Source organism: Pseudomonas glycinis, from assembly GCF_054871425.1.
The window spans coordinates 1-25,150 of record NZ_JBTYHF010000008.1; the positions used below are offsets into that span (position 1 = coordinate 1).

The following is a 25,150-nucleotide window of genomic DNA, read 5'->3' on the forward strand; positions in this document are numbered from 1 at the left end:
GCGTTTGTAAAAAGAGTGAGTCGCCGTAAGGGCGAAACCCTAAGCAGCCGTAACCGAAGCAACGGATATTCACCCAACCTCACCAAACAACGAGCAACAAAAAGGCGCCCGAAGGCGCCCTCTTGATCCACAGCCGTCAGGCCATTTCTGCAGTGGTCTCGAAGTCGAACGTCAACTCCCCATCCTTGATGTCGATGTGCACCACACCGCCATGCTCGGCCAGTTCGCCAAACAGAATCTCCTCCGCCAGCGGACGCTTGATCTTGTCCTGGATCAGACGCGCCATCGGACGTGCACCCATCGCCGAGTCATAACCACCCGCCGCCAGCCAACTACGCGCTGCATCGGTAACCTCAAGCAACACACGCTTGTCCTCCAACTGCGCCTGAAGCTCGGTGAGGAACTTGTCCACCACGCTCTTGATGACCTCATGACTGAGGCGACCAAACTGGATAATGGTGTCCAGACGGTTACGGAATTCCGGCGTGAAGCTCTTCTTGATCACTTCCATCGCATCGGACGAGTGGTCCTGATGGGTGAAACCGATCGAAGCCCGCGCAGCCGTTTCGGCACCGGCGTTGGTAGTCATGATCACGATCACGTTGCGGAAATCCGCCTTGCGCCCGTTGTTGTCGGTCAGCGTGCCGTGGTCCATGACCTGCAACAGCAGGTTGAAGACTTCCGGATGCGCCTTCTCGATTTCATCAAGGAGCAATACGCAATGTGGCTGCTTGGTAATGGCTTCGGTCAACAGACCGCCCTGGTCGAAACCGACATAGCCTGGAGGCGCACCGATCAGACGCGATACGGTGTGACGCTCCATGTACTCGGACATGTCGAAACGCACCAGCTCAATGCCCAAGGCCTTGGCCAGTTGTCGCGCGGCCTCGGTTTTACCGACACCGGTAGGCCCGGCAAACAGGAACGAACCGACTGGTTTGTCCGGCGATTTGAGGCCGGCGCGGGACAGCTTGATCGCAGTCGACAGCGAATCGATCGCCGCGTCCTGACCAAACACCGTCAGCTTCAGGTCACGCTCCAGGTTACGCAGCAGCTCCTTGTCGGAACTGGTGACGTGCTTTGGCGGAATCCGCGCGATTTTCGCGACGATGTCCTCGACCTGTGGCACTTCGATTCGCTTGACGCGCATCTCTACCGGTTGCAGACGCTGGTAGGCGCCCGCTTCGTCGATCACGTCGATGGCCTTGTCCGGCATGTGCCGGTCATTGATGTAGCGCGACGCCAGTTCGGCAGCGGCACGCAACGACTCATCGCTGTATTCGATATTGTGGTGCTGCTCGAAACGCCCTTTCAGACCGCGCAGGATACCGATGGTGTCTTCCACCGACGGCTCGACGACATCGACCTTCTGGAAGCGACGCGCCAAGGCACGATCCTTCTCGAAGATGCCGCGAAATTCCTGGAATGTGGTCGAACCGATGCAGCGAATGTCGCCAGACGACAGCAGCGGCTTGAGCAGGTTGGACGCATCCATCACGCCACCGGACGCAGCACCCGCACCGATGATGGTGTGGATCTCGTCAATGAACAGGATCGCCTGCGGACGCTTTTTCAGCTCATTGAGCAGCGCCTTGAAGCGCTTCTCGAAATCACCGCGATACTTGGTACCCGCGAGCAGAGCGCCCAGGTCGAGCGAATAAACCACCGCATTGGCCAGCAGATCCGGCACCTGATTGTCGACGATGCGCTTGGCCAGGCCTTCGGCAATCGCGGTCTTACCCACGCCTGCCTCACCCACCAGCAGCGGATTGTTCTTGCGTCGGCGCGCGAGGATCTGCGCGACACGCTCGACCTCCGATTCACGGCCGACCAGCGGATCGATGCGACCCTGGCGCGCGAGCTCGTTGAGGTTGCTGGCATAAGCATCCAGAGGATTGCCTGAAGAAGAAGACTCACCGCCCTCGTCGTCCTGCATATCTTGTTCACCTTCAGAGTGATCGCCGTGCCCCGGTACTTTCGAAATGCCGTGGGCGATGTAGTTGACGACATCGATGCGCGCAACGCTCTGCTGTTTCAGCAGGAACACTGCCTGACTCTCTTGCTCACTGAAGATGGCGACCAGCACGTTGGCGCCGGTCACTTCGCGTTTGCCCGAGCTCTGTACGTGAAAAACAGCACGCTGCAGGACACGCTGGAAGCCCAGGGTTGGCTGGGTTTCGCGATCCTCGTCATGCAAGGGGATCAATGGCGTGGTGGAGTCGATGAACTCCTGCAGATCATGCTTGAGTTTGTCGAGGTTTGCGCCGCAGGCACGCAAAACGGTGGCGGCAGCCTCATTATCCAATAGGGCCAGCAGGAGATGTTCGACGGTCATGAACTCATGACGCTTCGAACGAGCCTCCTTGAAGGCAAGATTGAGGGTGACTTCGAGCTCGCGGTTTAACATAGCTTCACCTCATACCCAAGTGGTCGGCGATTAACCGTCCTTCTCGATTTCACAGAGTAGCGGATGCTGGCTTTCCCTGGCGTACTGGTTGACCTGCATGGCCTTTGTCTCGGCGATGTCGCGGGTAAACACTCCACATACTGCTCGTCCTTCTGTATGGACGGCCAGCATGACCTTGGTCGCCAGCTCGCGATTCAGGTTAAAAAACACCTCGAGCACTTCGACGACGAAATCCATCGGTGTGTAGTCATCGTTGAACAAAACCACCTTGTACATCGGCGGCGCCTGTAACGCGGGCTTTGCTTCCTGAACAGCAACGCCTGCCGAATCGTCGTCGTGCTCCTGTGGAAGATCCTTTTGGAGAAGCGGGCGATCCTGATTGAATGTTAGTCGAATCTGGCTGATTGCATGCATGGAAAAAAAGGTTCGTCAGTTGTGCGAATACAGTGGTGGGGGCGGTTGCACACGTTTTCAACTACGACTGCCCGGTCACCTTGACTATCGGGAAAACGGTGTTACAACCAATAGAGCCCACAGTGGGTAAAAAAGATCCGCGGAGTCAATTCTTTTATCGAATTCGATTGCGGATGTCGTGGATGATACTCCAGCGATGGAGTCTGTTGCAGAGGGATTTGAGCATGGCTGTCGGCAAGGTGAAATGGTTCAACAATGCCAAGGGATTCGGCTTTATCAATACCGACGCCCGGGAAGGTCGCGATGAGGATGGCAAGGACATTGATTTCTTTGCCCACTACTCGGCCATTGAAATGGAAGGGTACAAGACCCTGAAAGCGGGTCAGGCAGTCACATTCGACATCGTTCAAGGCCCCAAAGGCTTGCATGCCGTGAAGATAACTCCGGTCGAAGCAGCTTCGACGCCAAGCTCGATTGCCACGAAAAAACAAACGGCAACCAGTTGAAGCCTCAAAACATTCGGTCATAAAAAACCGCCTGACTCAACCCATCGAGTCAGGCGGTTTTTGCGTGCCTGCAACTTTTACATATGCGAAATCAACGCATCCCCGAACCCGGATGACGACACCAGCTTCGCGCCATCCATCAAGCGCTCGAAATCATAAGTAACAGTCTTGGCGCCGATCGCACCGTTGGTGCCCTTGATGATCAGGTCCGCCGCTTCGGTCCAGCCCATATGACGCAACATCATCTCGGCCGAGAGAATCAGCGAGCCCGGGTTGACCTGGTCCTTGCCGGCATATTTCGGCGCGGTGCCGTGGGTCGCTTCGAACATCGCCACGGTGTCGGACAGGTTGGCACCCGGCGCAATACCGATACCACCCACTTCCGCCGCCAGCGCGTCGGACAGGTAGTCACCGTTGAGGTTAAGCGTAGCGATCACATCGTATTCGGCCGGGCGCAGCAGGATCTGCTGGAGCATGGCGTCGGCGATAGCGTCCTTGACCACAACATTCTTGCCGGTTTTCGGATTCTTGAACTGCATCCACGGACCGCCGTCGAGCAGGGTCGCACCGAACTCTTCGGCCGCCACTTCGTAGGCCCATTCCTTGAAGGCACCTTCGGTGAACTTCATGATGTTGCCTTTGTGCACGATGGTCAGCGAGTCGCGATCATTGTCGACCACGTATTGCAGAGCCTTGCGCGCCAGACGCTTGGTGCCTTCGCGGGAGACCGGCTTGACGCCGATGCCGCAGTTTTCGTCGAAACGGATCTTGGTGACGCCCATTTCTTCTTTAAGGAATTTGATGACCTTGGTGGCTTCCGGCGAACCGGCCTTCCATTCGATACCGGCGTAAATGTCTTCGGAGTTCTCGCGGAAGATGGTCATGTCGACATCGCCGGGCTTTTTCACCGGGCTCGGCACGCCTTCGAACCAGCGCACCGGGCGCAGGCAGACGTACAGGTCGAGTTGCTGACGCAGTGCCACGTTCAGCGAGCGGATACCGCCACCGACCGGAGTGGTCAGCGGGCCTTTGATGGAGACCACGTAATCCTTGACCGCGTCGAGGGTTTCCTGCGGCAGCCAGGTGTCCTGGTCATAAACCTGAGTGGCCTTTTCGCCGGCGTAGACTTCCATCCAGGAAATCTTGCGCTTGCCGCCGTAGGCCTTTTCAACAGCAGCATCGACAACCTTGATCATCACCGGACTGATGTCGACACCAATACCGTCACCTTCGATGAAGGGGATGATCGGGTTATCAGGAACATTGAGAGAATGGTCTGCATTGACAGTGATTTTGTCACCGACGGCTGGAACCTGAATCTTCTTGTAACCCATGCTGAACTCCATTGTTTGGATTGAACACCTGGCTTGCTTCGAGCGTAACCCAGTTGAATCAACACGCAAACCCTATGTTCCTGCGCCGCGCACATCTCGTTTCCTACAAGCCTGAAAGCAAAGGGAAAAGCGCCAAAGTCCAGCATTCGTAACGAGTCTTTGCCCGGTCGCGCCCTGCGACCTTTAGACCAATGGACGAGAATCGTTGCATATGAACCATCGGCAGATTGCCAGCTACCTATGTATAATGCCGCCCGCTGACCACAGGGTCACGACGGCTGGCCTCTCTAGCACGAGACTTTCCGCCTGATTGGTCGGGTTGTTACCGCAGCCTGACTGCTTGACGCTCTACTGATGCACCCAACATCACCGCGAAGAATCTCGACATTCGGTTCATGGATGACTTTGAACGAACGCGCTTACCCGGCGCCCCTCGAGTTTCTGCGCACGCTTTAGCAAAGAAGAGAGAGTTAATCCGAATATGCCCACCCGCTCGAAGATCATCTATACCTTCACCGACGAAGCTCCTGCCCTCGCCACCTATTCCCTGCTGCCGATCATCGAGGCTTACACCGCCTCGGCCGATATCGCCGTGGAAACCCGCGATATCTCTCTTGCAGCGCGCATCCTGGCAAGCTTCCCCGAGCAACTGGGCGACAAAGCCGTAGCCGACCACCTCGCCGAACTGGGCGACCTGGCCGTTACGCCTGAAGCCAACATCATCAAGCTGCCGAACATCAGTGCTTCGGTGCCACAGCTGCAAGCCGCGATCAAAGAGCTGCAGGCGCAGGGCTACAACCTGCCGGACTACCCGGAAACCGTGACCAGCGACGCCGACAAAGACGCCAAGGCGCGTTACGACAAGGTCAAGGGCAGCGCTGTGAACCCGGTTCTGCGTGAAGGCAACTCCGACCGCCGCGCTCCGCTGTCGGTGAAGAACTACGCGCGCAAGCACCCGCACAAAATGGGCGCCTGGGCCAAGGACTCCAAGTCTCACGTCGCGCACATGAGCACCGGCGATTTCTACGGCAGCGAAAAAGCTGTCCTGATCGACGCCGCTGACGCTGTGAAGATCGAACTGATCGCCAAGGACGGTGCTGCCACCGTTCTGAAAGAAAAAACCACCGTTCAGGCTGGCGAGATCCTCGACTGCGCCGTGATGAGCAAAAACGCCCTGCGTGCGTTCATCGCTGCCGAAATCGAAAGCGCCAAGGCCCAGGGCGTGCTGCTCTCGGTGCACCTGAAAGCGACCATGATGAAGGTCTCCGACCCGATCATGTTCGGCCAGATCGTTGCCGAGTTCTATAAAGACGCACTGACCAAGCACGCTGACGTGCTGAACCAGATCGGCTTCAATCTGAACAACGGCATCGGCGATCTGTACGCGCGCATCAAGGCCCTGCCGGCCGAGCAGCAAGCGCAGATCGAAGCCGATATCGCAGCGGTCTACGCCGTTCGTCCTTCGCTGGCGATGGTCAACTCCGACAAAGGCATCACCAACCTGCACGTGCCGAGCGACGTCATCGTTGACGCCTCGATGCCAGCGATGATCCGTGACTCCGGCAAGATGTGGGGCACCGACGGTCAGCTGCACGACACCAAGGCTGTGATCCCGGATCGTTGCTACGCGACCATCTACCAGGCTGTGATCGAAGATTGCAAAGCCAATGGCGCTTTCGATCCGACCACCATGGGCAGCGTGCCGAACGTCGGCCTGATGGCGAAGAAAGCCGAAGAGTACGGTTCCCACGACAAGACCTTCCAGATCAAGGCTGACGGCGTTGTTCGCGTCACCGACAGCAAGGGTAAGCTGCTGATGGAACAGGCTGTCGAAGCCGGCGACATCTTCCGCATGTGCCAGACCAAAGACGCGCCGATCCAGGACTGGGTCAAACTGGCCGTCAACCGTGCTCGCGCGAGCAGCACGCCGGCGATCTTCTGGCTCGACCCGATGCGCGCTCACGATGGCGTGGTGATCGAGAAGGTTCAGGCGTACCTGAAGGATCACGACACCAGCGGTCTGGACATCCAGATCATGGCGCCGGTCGACGCGATGAAGTACACCCTGCAGCGCACCCGCGAAGGCAAGGACACCATTTCGGTGACCGGCAACGTATTGCGCGACTACCTGACCGACCTGTTCCCGATCATGGAACTGGGCACCAGCGCCAAGATGCTGTCGATCGTACCGCTGATGAATGGCGGTGGTCTGTTCGAAACCGGCGCCGGCGGTTCGGCGCCGAAGCACGTGCAGCAACTGGTTGAAGAAAACTTCCTGCGCTGGGATTCGCTGGGTGAGTTCCTTGCCCTCGCCGCCTCCCTCGAGCACCTGGGCGTGAACTACAACAACCCGAAAGCACTGGTGCTGTCGAAAACCCTGGACCAGGCCACCGGTCAGTTCCTCGACAACAACAAGTCGCCATCGCGCAAAGTCGGCAACATCGACAACCGCGGCAGCCACTTCTACCTGGCGATGTACTGGGCTCAGGCCCTGGCCGCCCAGACTGAAGACGCTGCACTGCAAGCGCAGTTCGCGACTCTGGCGAAAACCCTGAACGAGAACGAGGCAACCATCGTTGCCGAGCTCAACGCCGTGCAGGGCAAGCCAGTCGACATCGGCGGTTACTACCACGCCGACGCCGAGCTGATCAGCAAGGCCATGCGCCCAAGCGCAACCTTCAACGCGGCGATTGCTGCGCTGGTTTAAGGTTGTAATGGGAACATCACAAACCCCGGCCTTGTGCCGGGGTTTGTGTTTTTACTGACAACATAAATCCCTTGTGGGAGCGAGCCTGCTCGCGAATGCGGTTTATCATTCAGCACCTTCGTTGACTGACCCACCGCTTTCGCGAGCAGGCTCGCTCCCACAGGGGGTCGGGTTTTAACCTGGATATTGAGGAAGGTTTTATGGAATGGCTCCCCCACATCACCGTTGCCACCATCGTCGAGGACAACGGCCGTTTCCTGATGGTCGAAGAGCACAAAGGCGGGCGCAATGTGCTCAACCAGCCCGCCGGGCATCTCGATCCGGATGAAACCCTGATCGACGCGGCGATTCGCGAAACCCTCGAAGAAACCGGTTGGGACGTCGAACCCACCGGCGTGATCGGCATTTATCTGTACACCGCACCGAGCAACGGCGTGACTTACCAGCGCATATGCTTCAGCGCCAAAGCCGTGCAGCATCACCCGGATTACCAACTCGATGACGGCATCGTCGGCGCCAAGTGGCTGACCCGCGACGAATTAATCGCCCAGCGTGACAACTGGCGCAGCGAGCTGATCATCCGCTGCATCGACGATTATCTGGCCGGTCATCACTTCAGCCTCGAACTGATCCGCCCTTCTCTTTAGCCTTGCGGCCGTGAGCCTGATAGAATCGCGCCCTTTTCCAAGACACTCATTGAATCCCTATGCGTGATCCAGCCCCTTCTGACACATCCAAGAAGCGCGTTATTGTCGGCATGTCCGGCGGCGTGGACTCTTCCGTTTCCGCCCTTCTGCTGATCGAGCAGGGTTATGAAGTGGAAGGCCTGTTCATGAAGAACTGGGAAGAAGACGACGGAACGGAATACTGCACCGCCATGGACGACCTGGCGGATGCTCAGGCTGTCTGCGACAAGATCGGCATCAAGCTGCACACCGCCAACTTTGCCGCCGAGTACTGGGACAACGTGTTCGAGCACTTCCTCGCCGAATACAAGGCGGGGCGCACGCCGAACCCGGACATCCTGTGCAACCGCGAGATCAAGTTCAAAGCGTTTCTCGACTACGCGATGATGCTCGGCGCCGACCTGATCGCCACTGGTCACTACGTGCGCCGCCGCGACATCGATGGCCGCACCGAACTGCTCAAGGGCCTCGATCCGAACAAGGATCAGAGCTACTTCCTGCACGCCGTTGGTGGCGAACAGATCGCCAAGACCCTGTTCCCGGTCGGCGAACTGGAAAAGCCTGAAGTCCGCGCGATTGCCGAGAAATACGAACTGGCCACCGCCAAGAAGAAGGATTCCACCGGGATCTGCTTCATCGGCGAGCGCCGTTTCAGCGATTTCCTCAAGCAGTACCTGCCAGCACAACCGGGCGAGATCAAGACCACCGAAGGCGAAGTCATCGGCCGTCACCACGGCTTGATGTACCACACTATCGGCCAGCGCCAGGGCCTCGGCATCGGCGGCTTGAAGGATGCCGGCGATGAGCCGTGGTACGTGCTGCGCAAGGATCTGCAGACCAACGAACTGATCGTCGGCCAGGGCAACAACCATCCGTGGCTGTTCTCAAGCGCCCTGCTCGCTTCGGAAATCTACTGGGTCAACCCGATCGATCTGAGCCAGCCGCTGCGCCTGACGGCGAAAGTGCGCTATCGCCAGAGCGATCAGGCCTGCACCCTGGAAAAAACCGCCAGCGGGTATCGCGCCGTGTTCGAAGAACCGCAACGCGCGGTAACGCCGGGCCAGTCGGTAGTTTTCTATGACGGTGAAATCTGCCTCGGCGGCGGCGTGATCGAAGTGGCCGAGCCGTGGAGCGGCCAGGCATGAGCCCGACTCAGGAGCAACTGACAGCGCTGGGCGGTGTGTTTCTCGCCGCCGTACTGGTCGATCGCATCGCCAAGACCGGCCAGACCAACGAAGCGGGCCTGAGCTGCATGCTCGGCAGCCTGTTGGTACGGGATCCGAAAGATACGCTGGACGTGTACGGCGGCGACGACATCAATCTGCGCGAGGGTTATCGCGCATTGATCGGCGCTTTGGAGCGCGATCCAAGCACTTTGCAGCGCGAGCCATTGCGCTACGCCCTGTCGATGCTCGGCTTGGAGCGACAGCTGGCCAAGCGTGATGACATGCTCGAGACGATTGCCAAGCGCCTGCCGCAGATTCAGTCGCAGGTGGAGCATTTTGGCCCGACCCACGAAAACGTCGTCGCCGCTTGCGGTGCGTTGTACCAGGACACGTTGAGCACCCTGCGCCAGCGCATTCAGGTGCACGGCGATATGCGCAACCTGCAGCAGCCGAGCAACGCCTCGAAAATCCGCGCCCTGCTCCTCGCGGGTATCCGCTCGGCGCGCCTGTGGCGTCAGCTCGGTGGTCATCGCTGGCAGTTGGTAATCAGCCGCCGCAAGCTGCTCAAAGAGCTTTATCCGTTGATGCGCAGCGAGTAAACGCCGCGTCACGAAGGCTTTGTAGTCTGTAACGCGTAATACGCCGGTCAGTTGGCGACGGACCGGCGGATTTTTTCATGTATGATACGCGCCCCATTTCGTTGCCCGACTGTCCGAGAACACCCCATGCAGCTCTCTTCGCTCACTGCGGTTTCCCCTGTTGACGGCCGCTACGCCGGCAAAACCCAGGCCCTGCGCCCGATTTTCAGCGAGTACGGCCTGATCCGTGCCCGCGTTCTGGTTGAAGTGCGCTGGCTCCAGCGCCTGGCCGCCCACGCTGGCATCCCTGAAGTGCCAGCCTTCTCCGCCGAGGCCAACGCCGTTCTCAACGAACTGGCTGAAACCTTCTCGCTGGAGCACGCCGAGCGCGTCAAAGAGATCGAGCGCACCACCAACCACGACGTCAAAGCGATCGAATACCTGCTCAAAGAGCAGGCGGCCAAGCTGCCGGAGCTGGCCAAGGTCAGCGAATTCATCCACTTTGCCTGCACCAGTGAAGACATCAACAACCTGTCCCACGCCCTGATGCTGCGCGAAGGCCGTGACGACGTGATGCTGCCGCTGATGCGCCAGACCGCCAACGCCATCCGCGAACTGGCCATCCGTTTCGCCGACGTGCCGATGCTGTCGCGCACCCACGGTCAGCCGGCTTCGCCGACCACTCTGGGTAAAGAACTGGCGAACGTGGTTTACCGTCTCGAGCGTCAGATCGCTCAGGTCGCTGCCGTGCCGCTGTTGGGCAAGATCAACGGCGCCGTCGGCAACTACAACGCGCACCTGTCGGCCTACCCGCAGATCGACTGGGAAGCCAATGCCCGCGCCTTCATCGAAGACGAACTGGGCCTGGGCTTCAACCCGTACACCACGCAGATCGAACCGCACGACTACATCGCCGAGCTGTTCGACGCCATCGCGCGCTTCAACACCATCCTGATCGACTTCGACCGCGATATCTGGGGCTACATTTCCCTGGGTTATTTCAAGCAGCGCACCATCGCTGGCGAAATCGGCTCCTCGACCATGCCGCACAAGGTCAACCCGATCGACTTCGAAAACTCCGAAGGCAACCTGGGTATCGCCAACGCACTGTTCCAGCACCTGGCGAGCAAGCTGCCGATTTCCCGCTGGCAGCGCGACCTGACCGACTCCACCGTCCTGCGCAACCTCGGTGTCGGCTTCGCTCACAGCGTGATCGCTTACGAAGCCAGCCTCAAAGGCATCAGCAAACTTGAGCTCAACGAGCAGAAAATTGCCGCCGACCTCGATGCTTGCTGGGAAGTATTGGCTGAGCCGATCCAGACCGTGATGCGTCGCTACAACATCGAAAACCCGTACGAAAAGCTGAAAGAACTGACCCGTGGCAAGGGCATCAGCCCTGAAGCGTTGCAGACTTTCATCGATGGCCTGGACATGCCAGCCGAAGCCAAAGCCGAGCTCAAGCAACTGACCCCGGCCAACTACATCGGCAACGCAGTGGCACAAGCCAAACGCATCTGATCGTCCGTTTGCCCCGCTTGAGACGCCCGGCCGCGCCGGGCGTTTTTATTCCCGTCTGAAAAGTGCTTTTTTTCAATAGGTTACATATGAATTCCGATATTCCTCTTCAACTTCTGGGCGGCCTCACAGCACGCGAATTCCTGCGTGACTACTGGCAGAAAAAACCGCTGCTGATCCGTCAGGCGATTCCTGACTTCGAAAGCCCGATCGACGCCGACGAACTGGCCGGCCTGGCCCTGGAAGAAGAAGTCGAATCGCGCTTGGTCATCGAGCACGGCGAGCGTCCATGGGAACTGCGTCGCGGCCCGTTCGCCGAAGACGAGTTCAGCAAATTGCCAGAAAAAGAGTGGACACTGCTGGTGCAAGCGGTTGACCAGTTCGTGCCGGAAGTCAGCGAACTGCTGGAAAATTTCCGCTTCCTGCCGAGCTGGCGCGTCGACGACGTGATGATCAGCTTTGCCGCCCCGGGTGGCAGCGTCGGCCCGCATTTCGACAATTACGATGTTTTCCTGCTGCAGGGCCACGGCAAGCGCAACTGGAAAATCGGCCAGATGTGCGATTCCGAGAGCCCGCTGCTGCAACACGCCGACCTGCGCATCCTCGCTGAATTCCACGAAACCGAAGAATGGGTGCTGGAACCGGGCGACATGCTCTACCTGCCGCCGCGCCTGGCCCATTGCGGTGTCGCGGTCGACAACTGCATGACCTACTCGGTCGGCTTCCGCGCGCCAAGCGCCGCTGAAGTGCTGACCCACTTCACCGACTTCCTCAGCCAGTTCCTGACCGACGAAGAGCGCTACACCGATGCCGACGCCAAGCCGGCGGTCGATCCGCACCAGATTCAACACGATGCGCTGGATCGCCTGAAAAGCCTGCTCGCCGAGCACATGAGCGACGAGCGTCTGCTGCTGACCTGGTTCGGCCAGTACATGACCGAGCCGCGCTACCCGGAACTGGTGGTCGGCCCGGAAGACGTCGAAGAAGAAGACTTCCTCGCCGCCCTGCAGGATGGCGCCGTGCTGATCCGCAACCCGAGCGCGCGCCTGGCCTGGTCGGAAGTCGACGACGATCTCCTGCTGTTCGCCAGTGGCCAGAGCCGCTACCTGCCGGGCAAGCTGCGCGAACTGCTGAAGCTGATCTGCGCCGCTGACGCCCTGCACGCCGATAACCTCGGCGAGTGGCTGAGCGACGAAGACGGCCGCAGCCTGCTCTGCGAACTGGTCAAGCAAGGAAGCCTGGGGTTCGCCGATGAATAAAATTCGCGTTCGTGTCGCAGACTGGCAGAAGGATATCGCCGAGATCCGGCGCATTCGTGAAACGGTGTTCATCGCCGAACAATCGGTGCCACCCGAGCTTGAGTGGGACGCCGATGACGCGACCGCCGTGCATTTTCTGGCGTTCGAAGGCGACTTCCCGATCGGCACGGCGCGGCTGTTGCCCGACGGGCACATCGGCCGCGTTTCAGTACTCAAAGACTGGCGCGGAATGAAGGTCGGTGATGCGCTGATGCAAGCGGTCATCGCCGAAGCTGAAGCGCGCGGGCTGAAACAGCAGAAGCTCAGCGCTCAGGTGCAAGCCACGGCGTTCTACGAGCGCCTGGGCTTCAGCCTGGTCAGCGAGGAATTCCTCGAAGCCGGGATTCCGCATGTCGACATGGTTCGGCATTCGGCCTGATTCCGAGACCTCCAGATCCCTGTGGCGAGGGGATTTATCCCCGCTGGGGTGCGAAGCAGCCCCAAATCCAGCAAACTCGGTGAGTCAGTTAAATCGAGCGCGCTGGGTCGGCGACTGCTGCGCAGCCGAGCGGGGATAAATCCCCTCACCACAAAAGGCCGCAAGAACACCACCAAACGCCCCGCCATCCACCGATGCCGGGGCGTTTTGCTGTCTACGATTCAACTTGCCCCACCCCAGGCCGACAAACTGGCAATATCAAGCCTTTCGAACGCGGAGATAACGGACATGTCCCTACGCACCCTGCTCACCACCCTGCTGCTCGGCTGCAGTTTTTCGGTGCTGGCAGCCACAGAAATCGTCCCCCTCAAATACCACACCAGCGCTGACATGCTGCCGGTGGCGCAGGACTTCATCGGCCAGGACGGCCAGGTCAGCGCTTACGGCAACCAACTGATCGTCAAGGCCGAGCCGGGCAAGATACAGGAACTGAAAAATCTGCTGGCGCAACTCGATACCGCGCCGAAGCGCTTGCTGATCACCGTCGACACCAACGAAAACAATGGCCGTGGCGACGAAGGTTATTCGGTCAACGGCGCCCAGCCGAACCAGACCCGGATCATCAGCCGCAGCACCAGCCGCAACGGCGGCGTTCAGCAAGTGCAGACCAGCGAAGGCACTCCGGCGCTGATTCAGGTTGGCCAGAGCGTGCCGATCACCAACACCCAAAGCGATTCCTACGGCGGTTACAGCAGCGAGACCCAATACCGCAACGTCACCCAGGGTTTCTACGTCACCGCCAGCGTCACCGGCGAGACCGTTCATCTGGCGATCAGTACCAACCGTGACCGCATGAGCCAGGAACGTCCCGATGTAGTGAACGTGCAAAGCACCGACACAACCGTCACCGGGCGCCTCGGTGAGTGGATCACTCTGGCGGGCGTCAACAGCCAGACTCAGGCCGATAAACAGGGCCTGACCCGCAGCTACTCGACTCAAGGCCGGGATGACATGACCTTGCGGGTGAAAGTCGACACGCTGGACTAAAGCACCGAAAACTGACTGATTAGTCGTATTAGACGAAAGATGTAGTGCTTGAAAAAAAGCACTACAAAACGTTTGACGCGAAAAAAAAGCGAAGGCATGATGGCCTCGCTCCCGCTAATCAGAGGCCCTGGCAAGGGCCTTCGAAGCGCCGCTCGCACCTACCCCGCGAGCCGTTTCGTGTCTGTACCGCCCACAAGGTGTGTTTGACGAGGTTGCCGACTGGAACGAAGTTGTCCCGAGGGACGGAAGCGTATTTAGGTAACCCGGCTTCACGCTGTTGTCCGTATAAAGGCCCACGACGCCCGCATGCGCCCCGCAGTCCGCCACTACCTGCTCACTTCCCCTCGAGCCCATCGTTCATCCCGTCGCCTACCCCGCCGAATCCGACTTGACCACCTAAGCTTCTGGTCAGCGAGCGCAGGAATTTTCCACCGCAGAACAACTTTTCATAAAAGACGCGACGAGGTTTATCTCCATGGCACTGACACGCGAACAGCAAATTGCAGCCCTCGAAAAAGACTGGGCCGAGAACCCGCGCTGGAAAGGCGTGACTCGCACTTACTCCGCTGCCGACGTGGTCCGCCTGCGTGGCTCGGTTCAGCCAGAGCACACCTTCGCGAAGATGGGCGCCGAGAAGCTGTGGAACCTGGTCACCCAGGGTGCCAAGCCGTCCTTCCGTCCAGAGAAAGATTTCGTCAACTGCATGGGCGCCCTGACCGGCGGCCAGGCTGTTCAGCAGGTCAAGGCCGGTATCCAGGCGATCTACCTGTCCGGCTGGCAGGTGGCTGCGGACAACAACTCCGCAGAATCGATGTACCCGGACCAGTCGCTGTACCCGGTGGACTCGGTGCCGACCGTGGTCAAGCGCATCAACAACTCGTTCCGTCGTGCTGACCAGATCCAGTGGAAAGCCGGCAAAAACCCGGGCGACGACGGCTACATCGATTACTTCGCACCAATCGTCGCGGACGCTGAAGCCGGTTTCGGCGGTGTACTCAACGCCTACGAGCTGATGAAAAGCATGATCGAAGCCGGCGCCGCTGGCGTTCACTTCGAAGACCAACTGGCTTCGGTGAAGAAATGCGGCCACATGGGCGGCAAGGTTCTGGTGCCAACCCAGGAAGCCGTGCAGAAGCTGACCGCTGCCCGTCTGGCCGCTGACGTTGCCGGCACGCCGACCATCATTCTGGCCCGCACCGACGCCAACGCGGCTGACCTGCTGACTTCCGACTGCGACCCGTACGATCAGCCATTCGTGACCGGCGAGCGTACTCAGGAAGGTTTCTACAAGGTACGTGCCGGCCTGGATCAAGCGATCGCCCGTGGCCTGGCTTACGCACCGTACGCCGACCTGATCTGGTGCGAAACCGCCAAACCGGATCTGGAAGAAGCCCGTCGCTTCGCTGAAGCGATCAAGAAGGAATACCCGGACCAGCTGCTGTCGTACAACTGCTCGCCTTCCTTCAACTGGAAGAAGAACCTGGACGACGCGACCATCGCCAAGTTCCAGCGCGAACTGTCCGCCATGGGCTACAAGCACCAGTTCATCACCCTGGCCGGCATTCACAACATGTGGCACAGCATGTTCAACCTGGCGCACGACTACGCCCGCAACGACATGACTGCCTACGTGAAGCTGCAAGAGCAGGAATTCGCTGACGCCGCCAAGGGCTACACCTTCGTTGCGCACCAGCAGGAAGTGGGCACTGGCTACTTCGACGACATGACCACCGTGATCCAGGGCGGCTCGTCCTCGGTGACCGCGCTGACCGGTTCGACCGAAGAAGAACAGTTCCACTGATTCGGCCTCACCTGAGCAAACGGCCTTTGCGGATCGAATAAAAAGCTAACCGCAGAGCCGCAAGACTGACGCCCCGACTGGATCGGGGCGTTTTTTTTGCCTGTTGGAATCTCAAAGACACTACAAATCCCCTGTGGGAGCGAGCCTGCTCGCGAAGGCGATAAGTCAGCTTGCACATCTGGAGGCTGATCCTTCGCTTTCGCGAGCAGGCTCGCTCCCACAGGGTTACCGTCAGCCGCGAGACGAAACATTGATCTGAAGCGCTACAAGCGTCAGAAATTTCCGCTAAAACGGTAGGCTTCGCTACTTGCAGTAACGCGCAAGTAAGACAACTTCCCAGCCACTCACTCGTTAAACAGTTACAAAACCACGCCAAACGATATCAATTATCATTTAGCCGCAACTATGTTCGTTACAAACTCTACAAAACATAATTGATGGAAACCCGGCTAATGCCCGCAACGCATGGGCCGCAGCGCCTTCAGGAAGCGCTATGTCCTTAATCCGGTAAATAATTTCGCCTTTGGAATTTTACTTGCCGGGTGTTTAGCCATAAAATCAGCCCGATTGATTGCTGCGACATATCGTCACTGCCTTATTTCTTTATCAAGCTCAGAGACCTTTGCTCTCTGTTAAGGATTACCAGCATGCCCGAAGCGACAGGACTCATGGCCCACAACTGGGGCTTTGCCATTTTCCTTCTGGGTGTCGTCGGCCTGTGTGCCTTCATGCTTGGCGTCTCCAGCCTCCTCGGGTCAAAAGCCTGGGGTCGCAGCAAAAACGAACCGTTCGAGTCGGGCATGCTACCTACCGGTGGCGCCCGCTTGCGGCTCTCAGCCAAATTCTATCTGGTCGCGATGCTCTTCGTGATCTTCGATATCGAAGCCCTCTTTCTCTTTGCATGGTCTGTGTCCGTCCGCGAAAGCGGCTGGACCGGATTCGTCGAAGCTCTCGTTTTCATAGCAATTCTGTTGGCAGGTCTTGTCTACCTGTTCCGAGTGGGCGCCCTTGACTGGGCTCCGGAAGCTCGTCGCAAGCGGCAGGCGAAGCTGAAACAATGAGGCTTTGGCAATGCAATACAATCTCACCAGGATCGACCCCGATGCTCCTAACGAGCAGTATCCGATTGGCCAGCGGGAAACCGTTGCCGATCCGTTAGAAGATCAAGTCCACAAAAACATTTTCATGGGCAAGCTGGAAGACGTGCTGAGTGGCGCGGTCAACTGGGGACGTAAGAACTCCCTGTGGCCGTACAACTTCGGCCTGTCGTGCTGCTACGTGGAAATGACCACCGCCTTCACGGCGCCCCACGACATCGCGCGCTTTGGCGCCGAAGTGATCCGGGCCTCGCCGCGTCAGGCCGACTTCATGGTTATCGCCGGTACCTGCTTCATCAAGATGGCGCCGATCATTCAGCGTCTCTACGAGCAAATGCTCGAGCCTAAATGGGTTATCTCCATGGGTTCGTGTGCCAACTCCGGCGGCATGTACGACATCTACTCCGTGGTTCAAGGGGTGGACAAGTTCCTGCCCGTGGACGTCTACGTACCTGGCTGCCCGCCCCGTCCGGAAGCATTTCTGCAAGGCTTGATGCTGTTGCAGGAATCGATTGGACAGGAGCGTCGTCCGCTTTCCTGGGTCGTTGGTGATCAAGGCGTGTATCGCGCCGACATGCCATCGCAGAAGGAACAGCGCCGCGAACAGCGAATCGCAGTCACCAATCTGCGCAGCCCTGACGAAGTCTGATCCAGTTCTGTTCCAAGTAACGAGAAGCTGGCTTCATTCTTTACGTTGACCGAAAGCGAAAAAATAACCATGACTACAGGCAGTGCTCTGTACATCCCGCCTTACAAGGCAGACGACCAGGATGTGGTCGTCGAACTGAACAACCGTTTTGGCGCCGAAGCGTTCACCGCGCAGGCAACCCGCACCGGCATGCCGGTGCTGTGGGTGGCCCGTGCCAGACTGGTTGAAGTCCTGACTTTCCTGCGCAACCTGCCCAAGCCGTACGTCATGCTCTATGACCTGCACGGCGTGGACGAGCGTCTGCGCACCAAGCGTCAAGGGCTGCCGACCGGCGCCGATTTCACCGTGTTCTATCACCTCATGTCGCTGGAGCGTAATAGTGACGTGATGATCAAGGTGGCCTTGTCCGAAGGCGACCTCAGCATGCCTTCCGTCACCAGCATCTGGCCGAACGCCAACTGGTACGAGCGCGAAGTCTGGGACATGTTCGGCATCGACTTCAAAGGCCACCCGCACCTGTCGCGCATCATGATGCCGCCGACCTGGGAAGGTCACCCGCTGCGCAAGGACTTCCCGGCGCGCGCCACCGAATTCGACCCATACAGCCTCAACCTCGCCAAGCAGCAGCTGGAGGAAGAAGCCGCGCGTTTCCGTCCGGAAGACTGGGGCATGAAGCGTTCCGGTGCCAACGAGGACTACATGTTCCTCAACCTCGGCCCGAACCACCCTTCGGCGCACGGTGCGTTCCGCATCATCCTGCAGCTGGACGGCGAAGAGATCGTCGACTGCGTCCCGGACATCGGTTACCACCACCGTGGCGCCGAGAAGATGGGCGAGCGCCAGTCCTGGCACAGCTACATTCCGTACACCGACCGCATCGACTACCTCGGCGGCGTGATGAACAACCTGCCGTACGTGCTCTCGGTCGAGAAGCTGGCCGGCATCAAGGTGCCGCAGAAAGTCGACGTCATCCGCATCATGATGGCCGAGTTCTTCCGGATCACCAGTCACCTGCTGTTCCTGGGTACCTATATCCAGGACGTCGGCGCCATGACCCCGGTGTTCTTCACCTTCACCGACCGCCAGAAGGCGTACACGGTGATCGAGGCGATTACCGGTTTCCGTCTGCACCCGGCCTGGTACCGCATCGGCGGCGTTGCCCACGACCTGCCGCGCGGCTGGGAAAAACTGGTCAAGGATTTCGTCGAGTGGATGCCCAAGCGTCTGGACGAATACACCAAGGCCGCTCTGCAGAACAGCATCCTCAAGGGTCGTACCATCGGCGTTGCCGCCTATAACACCAAAGAAGCCCTGGAATGGGGCGTTACCGGTGCCGGCCTGCGTTCTACCGGTTGCGATTTCGACCTGCGTAAAGCGCGTCCGTATTCGGGCTACGAGAACTTCGAATTCGAAGTGCCGCTGGCCGTCAACGGCGATGCCTACGACCGCTGCATGGTCCGCGTCGAAGAGATGCGCCAGAGCATCAAGATCATCGACCAGTGCATGCGCAACATGCCGGAAGGCCCGTACAAGGCGGATCACCCGCTGACCACGCCGCCGCCGAAAGAGCGCACGCTGCAGCACATCGAAACCCTGATCACGCACTTCCTGCAGGTTTCGTGGGGCCCGGTCATGCCGGCCAACGAATCCTTCCAGATGATCGAAGCGACCAAGGGCATCAACAGTTATTACCTGACGAGCGACGGCGGCACCATGAGCTACCGTACCCGGATCCGTACTCCAAGCTTCCCGCATCTGCAACAGATCCCTTCGGTGATCAAAGGCAGCATGGTCGCGGACTTGATTGCGTACCTGGGTAGTATCGACTTCGTTATGGCCGACGTGGACCGCTAAGCATGAACAGCACGCTTATCCAGACAGACCGTTTCACCTTGAGTGAAACCGAGCGCTCGGCCATCGAGCACGAGCTGCATCACTACGAAGACCCGCGCGCGGCGTCGATCGAGGCCCTGAAGATCGTGCAGAAGGAACGCGGCTGGGTGCCGGATGGCGCCCTGTACGCGATCGGCGAGATCCTCGGCATCCCGGCCAGCGACGTTGAAGGCGTGGCGACGTTCTACAGCCAGATCTTCCGTCAACCGGTCGGCCGCCACATCATTCGCGTCTGCGACAGCATGGTCTGCTACATCGGCGGCCACGAGTCGGTGGTCAGCGAAATCCAGAACAATCTGGGCATCGGCCTGGGTCAGACCACCGCCGACGGTCGTTTCACCCTGCTGCCCGTCTGCTGCCTCGGCAACTGCGACAAGGCACCGGCGCTGATGATCGACGACGACACCTTTGGCGACGTGCAGCCTGCTGGCGTGGCCAAACTGCTCGAGGGCTACGTATGACCCTGACATCTTTTGGTCCAGCCAACCGCATCCAGCGTTCGGCCGAGACACACCCGCTGACCTGGCGTCTGCGCGATGACGGCGAAGCCGTGTGGCTCGACGAGTACCAGGCCAAGAACGGTTACGCCGCTGCACGCAAAGCCTTCGCCGAGATGGATCAGGACGCTATCGTCCAGACCGTCAAAGACGCTGGCCTCAAGGGTCGCGGCGGTGCCGGCTTCCCCACTGGCGTGAAGTGGGGGCTGATGCCCAAGGACGAATCCATCAACATCCGCTACCTGCTGTGCAACGCGGATGAAATGGAGCCGAACACCTGGAAAGACCGCATGCTGATGGAGCAACTGCCCCATCTGCTGATCGAAGGCATGCTGATCAGTGCCCGTGCGCTGAAAACCTACCGTGGCTACATCTTCCTGCGCGGCGAATACACCACCGCCGCCAAGCACCTGAACCGTGCCGTGGAAGAAGCCAAGGCGGCCGGCCTGCTGGGCAAGAACATTCTCGGTTCGGGTTTCGATTTCGAGCTGTTCGTCCACACCGGCGCCGGGCGTTACATCTGCGGTGAAGAAACCGCACTGATCAACTCCCTCGAAGGCCGCCGCGCCAACCCGCGCTCCAAGCCGCCCTTCCCTGCCGCCGTGGGCGTGTGGGGCAAGCCGACCTGCGTGAACAACGTCGAAACCCTGTGCAACGTGCCGGCGATCATTGCCGACGGCGTTGACTGGTACAAATCGTTGGCCCGCGAAGGTTCCGAAGACATGGGCACCAAGCTCATGGGCTTCTCCGGCAAGGTCAAGAACCCGGGCCTGTGGGAACTGCCATTCGGCGTCACCGGTCGTGAACTGTTCGAAGACTACGCCGGCGGCATGCGCGACGGCTTCAAGCTCAAGGCCTGGCAGCCAGGCGGCGCCGGCACCGGTTTCCTCCTGCCCGAGCACCTCGACGCACAAATGTATGCCGGCGGCATCGCAAAAGTGGGCACCAGGATGGGTACCGGTCTGGCGATGGCGGTGGATGACAGCGTCAACATGGTCTCGCTGCTGCGCAACATGGAGCAGTTCTTCGCTCGCGAATCCTGCGGTTTCTGCACCCCGTGCCGCGATGGTCTGCCATGGAGCGTCAAGCTCCTGATGGCCATCGAACAGGGCAAGGGCCAGCCGGGCGACATCGAGACCCTGCTGGGTCTGGTCGGTTTCCTCGGCCCGGGCAAGACCTTCTGTGCTCACGCACCGGGTGCCGTGGAGCCGCTGGGCAGCGCCATCAAATACTTCCGTCCAGAGTTCGAAGCCGGTATCGCGCCTGTCAGCGCCGCCGTCCCGCCTCTGGCAAGGCCGATCGTAGTCGGCGCGTAAACGCTTAAAAAGGCGAAGGGTCCGTGCCCTTCGCCTTTCGTCCGATGACGCCCTTCGGGGCTGTTTGGATTCGGACGCATAACAAGATTCCATTAGCCACGCCCGCTGACACCGGGCCAACGAAGACCTTTGAACCATGGCCACTATCCACGTAGACGGCAAAGCGCTCGAAGTCGACGGGGCAGACAACCTGTTACAGGCATGTCTGTCGCTGGGCCTCGACATTCCATATTTCTGCTGGCACCCCGCGCTTGGTAGCGTCGGGGCCTGCCGCCAGTGCGCGGTCAAGCAGTACACCGACGAGAACGACACCCGTGGTCGCATCGTCATGTCCTGCATGACCCCGGCCACCGACAACACCTGGATCTCCATCGACGATGAAGAATCCAAGGCGTTTCGCGCCAGTGTTGTCGAATGGCTGATGACCAACCACCCGCACGACTGCCCGGTGTGCGAGGAAGGCGGTCACTGCCACTTGCAAGACATGACAGTGATGACCGGCCACAACGAGCGCCGTTATCGCTTCAGCAAACGCACCCATCAGAACCAGCAACTGGGCCCGTTCATTTCCCACGAAATGAACCGCTGCATCGCTTGCTACCGCTGCGTGCGTTTCTACAAGGACTACGCCGGCGGCACCGACCTCGGTGTGTTTGGCGCCCACGACAACGTGTACTTCGGTCGCGTTGAAGACGGCACCCTCGAAAGCGAGTTCTCCGGCAACCTCACCGAGGTCTGCCCGACCGGTGTGTTCACCGACAAGACTCACTCCGAGCGCTACAACCGCAAGTGGGACATGCAGTTCGCACCAAGCATCTGCCACGGCTGCTCGAGCGGTTGCAACATCTCCCCGGGCGAGCGTTACGGTGAACTGCGTCGCATCGAAAACCGTTTCAACGGTTCGGTGAACCAGTACTTCCTCTGCGACCGTGGCCGTTTCGGTTATGGCTACGTCAACCGCACCGACCGCCCACGTCAGCCGCTGCTGGCCGATGGCACCAAGCTCGGCCTCGACGCTGCGCTGGACAAAGCCGCTGACCTGCTGCGCGGACGCAACATCGTCGGCATCGGTTCGCCGCGTGCCAGCCTCGAAAGCAACTACGCGTTGCGCGAACTGGTTGGTGCCGAGCACTTCTATTCGGGTATCGAAGCCTCCGAGCTGGAGCGCATCCGTCTGGTCCTGCAGGTGCTGAACGACAGCCCGCTGCCAGTGCCGAACATGCGCGACATCGAAGACCACGACGCGATTTTCGTCCTCGGCGAAGACCTGACCCAGACCGCCGCGCGCATGGCGCTGGCTCTGCGTCAGTCGGTCAAGGGCAAGGCTGAAGACATGGCTGAAGCCATGCGCGTCCAGCCTTGGCTCGACGCGGCAGTGAAGAACATCGGCCAGCACGCGCTGAACCCGCTGTTCATCGCCAGCCTCGCCGAAACCAAGCTCGACGACGTCGCTGAAGAATGCGTACACGCAGCTCCGGATGATCTGGCGCGCATCGGTTTCGCCGTGGCTCACGCGCTGGACGCCAGTGCCCCGGCCGTTGAAGGTCTGGACACCGAAGCCCTGGAACTGGCGCAGCGCATCGCCGATGCCCTGCTCGCCGCCAAGCGTCCGCTGATCATCGCCGGTACTTCGCTGGGCTCCAAAGCCTTGATCGAAGCTGCCGCGAACATCGCCAAAGCCCTGAAGCTGCGCGAGAAGAACGGTTCGATCAGCCTGATCGTGCCGGAGGCCAACAGCCTTGGTCTGGCCATGCTCGGTGGCGAATCGGTCGACGCCGCGCTGCAAGCGGTCATCGATGGCAAGGCCGACGCGATCGTCGTGCTGGAAAACGATCTGTACACCCGCACTGCCAACGCCAAGGTCGATGCTGCACTGAACGCCGCTAAAGTGGTGATCGTCGCTGACCATCAGAAAACCGCCACCACCGATCGCGCGCACCTGGTACTGCCAGCGGCAAGCTTCGCAGAGGGCGACGGTACGCTGGTCAGCCAGGAAGGCCGCGCCCAGCGCTTCTTCCAGGTTTTCGATCCGCAATACATGGACGCGAGCATTCTGGTGCACGAAGGCTGGCGCTGGCTGCACGCCCTGCGCGCGACCCTGCTGAACCAGCCGATCGACTGGACGCAACTCGACCACGTCACCGCTGCCGTTGCTTCGAGCACCGCGCAACTGGCGCGCATCGTCGATGCAGCACCGTCGGCGGCGTTCCGCATCAAGGGTCTGAAACTGGCCCGTGAGCCGCTGCGTTATTCCGGTCGCACCGCCATGCGCGCCGACATCAGCGTTCACGAACCGCGCACCCCGCAAGACCAGGACACCGCGTTCGCCTTCTCCATGGAAGGTTACTCGGGCTCCGCCGAACCGCGTCAGCAGGTGCCATTCGCATGGTCGCCGGGCTGGAACTCGCCACAAGCGTGGAACAAGTTCCAGGACGAAGTCGGTGGTCATCTGCGTGCTGGCGACCCGGGCACCCGCCTGATCGAAAGCACCGGTGATTCGCTGAACTGGTTCGCTGCTGCGCCGCGTGCGTTCAACCCGGCGCCGGGTACCTGGCAAGCCGTGCCGTTCTTCCACCTGTTCGGCAGCGAAGAAAACTCTTCGAAAGCCGCCCCGGTACAGGAACGCATCCCGGCACCTTACGTCGCGCTGGCGAAATCCGAAGCGGATCGCCTCGGCGTCAACGACGGTGCCCTGCTGAGCCTGAACGTGGCCGGTCAGACATTGCGTCTGCCGCTGCGCATCAATGAAGAACTGGGCGCCGGTCTGGTGGCATTGCCTGCGGGCATCGCCGGCATTCCACCGGCATTCGCCGGCGTGTCCGTCGACGGTCTGCAGGAGGCAGCGCAATGACCTGGTTCACCCCTGAAGTGATCGATGTGATCCTGACGGTCATCAAAGCCATCGTGATCCTGCTGGCCGTGGTGGTCGCAGGCGCCTTGCTCAGCTTTGTCGAACGTCGCCTGCTGGGCTGGTGGCAGGACCGTTACGGTCCGAACCGCGTTGGCCCGTTCGGCATGTTCCAGATCGCCGCCGACATGCTGAAGATGTTCTTCAAGGAAGACTGGACCCCGCCGTTCGCCGACAAGGTGATCTTCACCCTGGCGCCGGTGGTGGCCATGTCCGCCCTGCTGATCGCCTTCGCGATCATCCCGATCACCCCGACCTGGGGCGTGGCGGATCTGAACATCGGCCTGCTGTTCTTCTTCGCCATGGCCGGTCTGTCGGTGTATGCGGTGCTGTTCGCCGGCTGGTCGAGCAACAACAAGTTCGCCCTGCTCGGCAGCTTGCGTGCCTCGGCGCAGACCGTGTCCTACGAAGTGTTCATGGGCCTGGCCCTGATGGGCATCGTGGTCCAGGTCGGCTCGTTCAACATGCGCGACATCGTCGAGTACCAGGCGCAGAACCTGTGGTTCATCATTCCGCAGTTCTTCGGCTTCTGTACCTTCTTCATCGCTGGCGTCGCCGTGACTCACCGTCACCCGTTCGACCAGCCGGAAGCGGAACAGGAACTGGCCGACGGTTACCACATTGAATACGCCGGTATGAAATGGGGCATGTTCTTCGTCGGTGAATACATCGGCATCATCCTGATCTCGGCGCTGCTGGTCACCCTGTTCTTCGGTGGCTGGCACGGTCCGTTCGGCATCCTGCCGCAACTGTCCTTCGTCTGGTTCGCACTGAAGACCGCGTTCTTCATCATGCTGTTCATCCTGCTGCGCGCTTCCATCCCGCGTCCGCGTTATGACCAGGTGATGGATTTCAGCTGGAAATTCTGCCTGCCACTGACCCTGATCAATTTGCTGGTGACCGCTGCGGTTGTGTTGATGAACACGCCTGCGGTTGCGGTTCAGTGAGGATT

General features: G+C 59.8%; 20 protein-coding genes. 17 read left to right on the forward strand and 3 right to left on the reverse strand.

The annotated features are described in order from the left end of the window. Nucleotides 1-136: 136 nt before the first annotated feature. A complete protein-coding gene (gene clpA, locus ACYSTU_RS19105) occupies nt 137-2,407 on the reverse strand; it encodes an ATP-dependent Clp protease ATP-binding subunit ClpA (protein ID WP_499000930.1) in 2,271 nt (756 codons plus the stop codon). Nucleotides 2,408-2,437: 30 nt separating this feature from the next. Then, the gene (gene clpS / locus ACYSTU_RS19110; protein ID WP_011334948.1) at nt 2,438-2,821 is read right to left on the reverse strand and encodes an ATP-dependent Clp protease adapter ClpS; all 384 of its coding nucleotides are present in this window, start codon (nt 2,819-2,821) and stop codon (nt 2,438-2,440) included. A gap of 224 nt (nt 2,822-3,045) precedes the next feature. Between clpS and ACYSTU_RS19115 the strand changes: the two genes are divergently transcribed. Next, the gene (locus tag ACYSTU_RS19115; protein WP_016775267.1) at nt 3,046-3,327 is read left to right on the forward strand and encodes a cold shock domain-containing protein; all 282 of its coding nucleotides are present in this window, start codon (nt 3,046-3,048) and stop codon (nt 3,325-3,327) included. A gap of 77 nt (nt 3,328-3,404) precedes the next feature. Here the strand turns inward: ACYSTU_RS19115 and icd are convergent, their stop codons facing one another. Then, a complete protein-coding gene (icd, locus tag ACYSTU_RS19120; RefSeq protein WP_024013414.1) occupies nt 3,405-4,661 on the reverse strand; it encodes an NADP-dependent isocitrate dehydrogenase in 1,257 nt (418 codons plus the stop codon). Nucleotides 4,662-5,142: 481 nt separating this feature from the next. On the opposite strand from icd, the gene ACYSTU_RS19125 reads away from it, so the two are divergent. From ACYSTU_RS19125 to nuoH, 16 genes are all read left to right on the forward strand, one after another. Beyond that, nucleotides 5,143-7,368: an NADP-dependent isocitrate dehydrogenase gene (locus ACYSTU_RS19125; RefSeq protein WP_499000935.1), complete on the forward strand. Its 2,226-nt coding sequence runs from the start codon at nt 5,143-5,145 to the stop codon at nt 7,366-7,368. Between the two features lie 200 nt (nt 7,369-7,568). Next, nucleotides 7,569-8,015, forward strand: coding sequence for an NUDIX hydrolase (locus ACYSTU_RS19130; RefSeq protein ID WP_016775271.1), 447 nt, complete (start codon nt 7,569-7,571; stop codon nt 8,013-8,015). A 59-nt stretch (nt 8,016-8,074) separates the two neighbouring features. Further along, on the forward strand, nt 8,075-9,199 hold the full coding sequence (gene mnmA, locus ACYSTU_RS19135) for a tRNA 2-thiouridine(34) synthase MnmA (protein WP_499000940.1): 1,125 nt from the start codon (nt 8,075-8,077) through the stop codon (nt 9,197-9,199). After that, complete coding sequence (gene hflD / locus ACYSTU_RS19140) at nt 9,196-9,819, forward strand: high frequency lysogenization protein HflD (protein WP_499000943.1); 624 nt, start codon at nt 9,196-9,198, stop codon at nt 9,817-9,819. The genes mnmA and hflD overlap by 4 nt, the downstream gene beginning before the upstream one ends. A 126-nt stretch (nt 9,820-9,945) precedes the next feature. Next, nucleotides 9,946-11,316: an adenylosuccinate lyase gene (purB, locus tag ACYSTU_RS19145; protein ID WP_499000945.1), complete on the forward strand. Its 1,371-nt coding sequence runs from the start codon at nt 9,946-9,948 to the stop codon at nt 11,314-11,316. Between the two features lie 86 nt (nt 11,317-11,402). Further along, the gene (locus tag ACYSTU_RS19150) at nt 11,403-12,572 is read left to right on the forward strand and encodes a ribosomal protein uL16 3-hydroxylase (protein WP_016775274.1); all 1,170 of its coding nucleotides are present in this window, start codon (nt 11,403-11,405) and stop codon (nt 12,570-12,572) included. After that, nucleotides 12,565-12,990 (forward strand): GNAT family N-acetyltransferase, encoded by a 426-nt coding sequence (locus ACYSTU_RS19155; protein ID WP_016775275.1) that lies wholly within the window; start codon nt 12,565-12,567, stop codon nt 12,988-12,990. Before ACYSTU_RS19150 ends, ACYSTU_RS19155 begins: the two co-directional genes overlap by 8 nt. A gap of 288 nt (nt 12,991-13,278) precedes the next feature. Beyond that, nucleotides 13,279-14,037: a secretin N-terminal domain-containing protein gene (locus ACYSTU_RS19160; protein ID WP_499000949.1), complete on the forward strand. Its 759-nt coding sequence runs from the start codon at nt 13,279-13,281 to the stop codon at nt 14,035-14,037. 475 nt (nt 14,038-14,512) lie between these two features. After that, nucleotides 14,513-15,838 carry an isocitrate lyase gene (aceA, locus tag ACYSTU_RS19165; RefSeq protein ID WP_016775277.1) on the forward strand — a complete coding sequence of 442 codons (1,326 nt, stop codon included), beginning with the start codon at nt 14,513-14,515 and terminating at the stop codon, nt 15,836-15,838. Between the two features lie 647 nt (nt 15,839-16,485). Beyond that, the gene (locus tag ACYSTU_RS19170) at nt 16,486-16,899 is read left to right on the forward strand and encodes an NADH-quinone oxidoreductase subunit A (protein WP_003223812.1); all 414 of its coding nucleotides are present in this window, start codon (nt 16,486-16,488) and stop codon (nt 16,897-16,899) included. A 10-nt stretch (nt 16,900-16,909) separates the two neighbouring features. Beyond that, on the forward strand, nt 16,910-17,584 hold the full coding sequence (locus tag ACYSTU_RS19175; protein ID WP_016775278.1) for a NuoB/complex I 20 kDa subunit family protein: 675 nt from the start codon (nt 16,910-16,912) through the stop codon (nt 17,582-17,584). A gap of 69 nt (nt 17,585-17,653) precedes the next feature. Beyond that, nucleotides 17,654-19,438, forward strand: a complete 1,785-nt coding sequence (gene nuoC, locus ACYSTU_RS19180) for an NADH-quinone oxidoreductase subunit C/D (RefSeq protein WP_016775279.1) — start codon at nt 17,654-17,656, stop codon at nt 19,436-19,438. Nucleotides 19,439-19,440: 2 nt separating this feature from the next. Then, on the forward strand, nt 19,441-19,938 hold the full coding sequence (nuoE, locus tag ACYSTU_RS19185; protein ID WP_003223804.1) for an NADH-quinone oxidoreductase subunit NuoE: 498 nt from the start codon (nt 19,441-19,443) through the stop codon (nt 19,936-19,938). After that, complete coding sequence (gene nuoF, locus ACYSTU_RS19190) at nt 19,935-21,290, forward strand: NADH-quinone oxidoreductase subunit NuoF (RefSeq protein WP_024013417.1); 1,356 nt, start codon at nt 19,935-19,937, stop codon at nt 21,288-21,290. The genes nuoE and nuoF overlap by 4 nt, the downstream gene beginning before the upstream one ends. Nucleotides 21,291-21,426: 136 nt before the next feature. Next, nucleotides 21,427-24,141: an NADH-quinone oxidoreductase subunit NuoG gene (nuoG, locus tag ACYSTU_RS19195; protein ID WP_137214782.1), complete on the forward strand. Its 2,715-nt coding sequence runs from the start codon at nt 21,427-21,429 to the stop codon at nt 24,139-24,141. After that, nucleotides 24,138-25,145 carry an NADH-quinone oxidoreductase subunit NuoH gene (nuoH, locus tag ACYSTU_RS19200; protein WP_016775282.1) on the forward strand — a complete coding sequence of 336 codons (1,008 nt, stop codon included), beginning with the start codon at nt 24,138-24,140 and terminating at the stop codon, nt 25,143-25,145. Before nuoG ends, nuoH begins: the two co-directional genes overlap by 4 nt. Nucleotides 25,146-25,150 lie beyond the last annotated feature (5 nt).